This window comes from Mesorhizobium sp. P3_A9, assembly GCF_056402975.1.
The window spans coordinates 1-1713 of record NZ_JBFUGJ010000637.1; the positions used below are offsets into that span (position 1 = coordinate 1).

General features: G+C 57.1%; 4 protein-coding genes and 1 pseudogene. 1 reads left to right on the top strand and 4 read right to left on the bottom strand.

Features of this window, described 5'->3' with window-relative positions; genetic code table 11:
* Positions 1-71: 71 nt before the first annotated feature.
* Both AC1DX0_RS35515 and AC1DX0_RS35520 read right to left on the bottom strand, forming a co-directional pair.
* Positions 72-425, bottom strand: a complete 354-nt coding sequence (locus AC1DX0_RS35515; protein ID WP_477223828.1) for a low affinity iron permease family protein — start codon at positions 423-425, stop codon at positions 72-74.
* Positions 425-643: a hypothetical protein gene (locus tag AC1DX0_RS35520; protein ID WP_477223827.1), complete on the bottom strand. Its 219-nt coding sequence runs from the start codon at positions 641-643 to the stop codon at positions 425-427. The genes AC1DX0_RS35515 and AC1DX0_RS35520 overlap by 1 nt, the downstream gene beginning before the upstream one ends.
* 222 nt (positions 644-865) lie before the next feature.
* Between AC1DX0_RS35520 and AC1DX0_RS35525 the strand changes: the two genes are divergently transcribed.
* On the top strand, positions 866-1141 hold the full coding sequence (locus AC1DX0_RS35525) for a hypothetical protein (RefSeq protein ID WP_477223826.1): 276 nt from the start codon (positions 866-868) through the stop codon (positions 1139-1141).
* On the opposite strand, the gene AC1DX0_RS35530 is transcribed toward AC1DX0_RS35525, so the two are convergent.
* Positions 1133-1363, bottom strand: a complete 231-nt coding sequence (locus tag AC1DX0_RS35530; protein ID WP_477223825.1) for a hypothetical protein — start codon at positions 1361-1363, stop codon at positions 1133-1135. The genes AC1DX0_RS35525 and AC1DX0_RS35530 overlap by 9 nt on opposite strands.
* Positions 1364-1713, bottom strand: a pseudogene (locus tag AC1DX0_RS35535) (ATP-dependent DNA ligase); the annotation flags it as partial.

A 1713-nucleotide genomic window follows, 5' to 3' on the forward strand; every position in this document is an offset into this window, starting at 1 on the left:
AAACACGTCCACACATGAGATCACCAGCCTGTCGTCGCGGAAGACCAAAATGGGAACAAGTCGGGAACGAGTCAAGCGTTGTCGATCTCCTCGGCGGATCGCTCGGATGCCTCCGCTTCCAGCCTGTTCAGTTCAGCTTTGATCTTTTCTGGGTCTTCATGCTCCAAACCGACCACGTCGTTCCTAGTCTCGTTAAGTGCTACGATGATCTCATCAAGCTTGGCGTGGATTGCTGCGGTGTCGCGATATCCCTGAATCAAAACGACACCAGTGATGACAATGGCCGCGACTGACAGACCGTAGGTTACGACATTGGTGAGGCCGAACGGCACGAGGGCCGTGCACACCACCATGGCCAGGGCCATTACGTAGAAGCCGGGYGGGCGAGACAGAAAATCGGCTGTGACGAACAGGAAGCGGTTCATTACGGGGTACCGCCTTCGCGATGGTCCAAGGCTTCCGCTATCACCTCGAACACGCTAGGCACTTCTTCGCTGATTTCTCTGGTAGCGATGCCCGCCTGATCGGCAGCTTTCATCACTTGGTCCGCAAGGTCGCTGATTATAATTGGATCGTCGGTCGAGGGTTCAGGCAACTCATCTGCCATCCATCGATCGAGAAAATTGATCCCGCGTGTGCTCATTTATCTTCAAGCTCGATCAGCAGCTTGAGTTCCACTCTGTTTAGACGCCGCCTTCAGCCGCTGCTCCCGCAATCGCGCAGTCTTTGCCTCCCGAGCCTGTCGCTCCGCATCAAGCACTAGCCTGCTTTCCCGATCCGCTCTCTCAATCTTCTCGCGGTATACTCTCCGGCGTTTCATGACAGCCTCCTTGGTCTGACGGGCCAAAAAGGGCTGAGGTATGAAATGGTTCCCGAAGATATTTTTTGGCGCGACCCTCATTTGTTATTGAGGGGAAGATGGGACCTTCACATTCGAGCTTTGGAAGAGGAGGAAATCCAGATGCCGCAACTCCATCAACGCGGTGTTGAGCTCGTTTATGAACTCGTCACCGCCGCCGATCATGTCGAGAAAATGAAGCATGAGGAGGTTGCCGCGCTGCTGCGGGAAACCGCCTCGGTGCTCGGCGATCTATTACAGCGCGACGTCCAAGATCATCCTGCCGAGAAAGGCTCACTCTGATGGACGTGCGCTCACGGCAGCCTCATCGAGTTCCGTCTCCAACCGATCGCTGACCGGCTTTGCCTGGACGCCGGCTGGCGTGCCGTCGAAGCCCTGCAGCCATGCGTCGGCTTGTTCCTGCCAATAGTCCGGAACGGCACGTTCTTTGCCATCCTTGCGTGCCTGCGCGCCATACATCCAGGCATAGCCGGCGCGTTCCTGATCCTTCTTGGCTACGGCCATTCATTCATTCTCCCAGTAGTCCAGCAGCCTCGCATGCCGCAGCTTCTCTTCGCCCTTCAGGGTTTTCACGCGGCCGACGAGGCCAGGCTTTAGCCATTCGGCTTTGTCCTTCTTATGCCCCCTCGGAACGGGACCGCCGACCCTGCCTTGCACCCGGTCCCAAAGGGCTTGCCGCTTGTCGGCCCTGAACGAGACGAATGCCCCACCCTTGTAGTGGCCCTTTTCAGCCATGATCACCTGGGCAGCTTTGCCGTGCTCCCGCTGCACGCCAATGATGTCCATTTGCTTTTCTTCGAAGCACTTGATCTTACGCCAAGCCCTGGTAGGACCGCCTCGATAGCCGCTGTCCT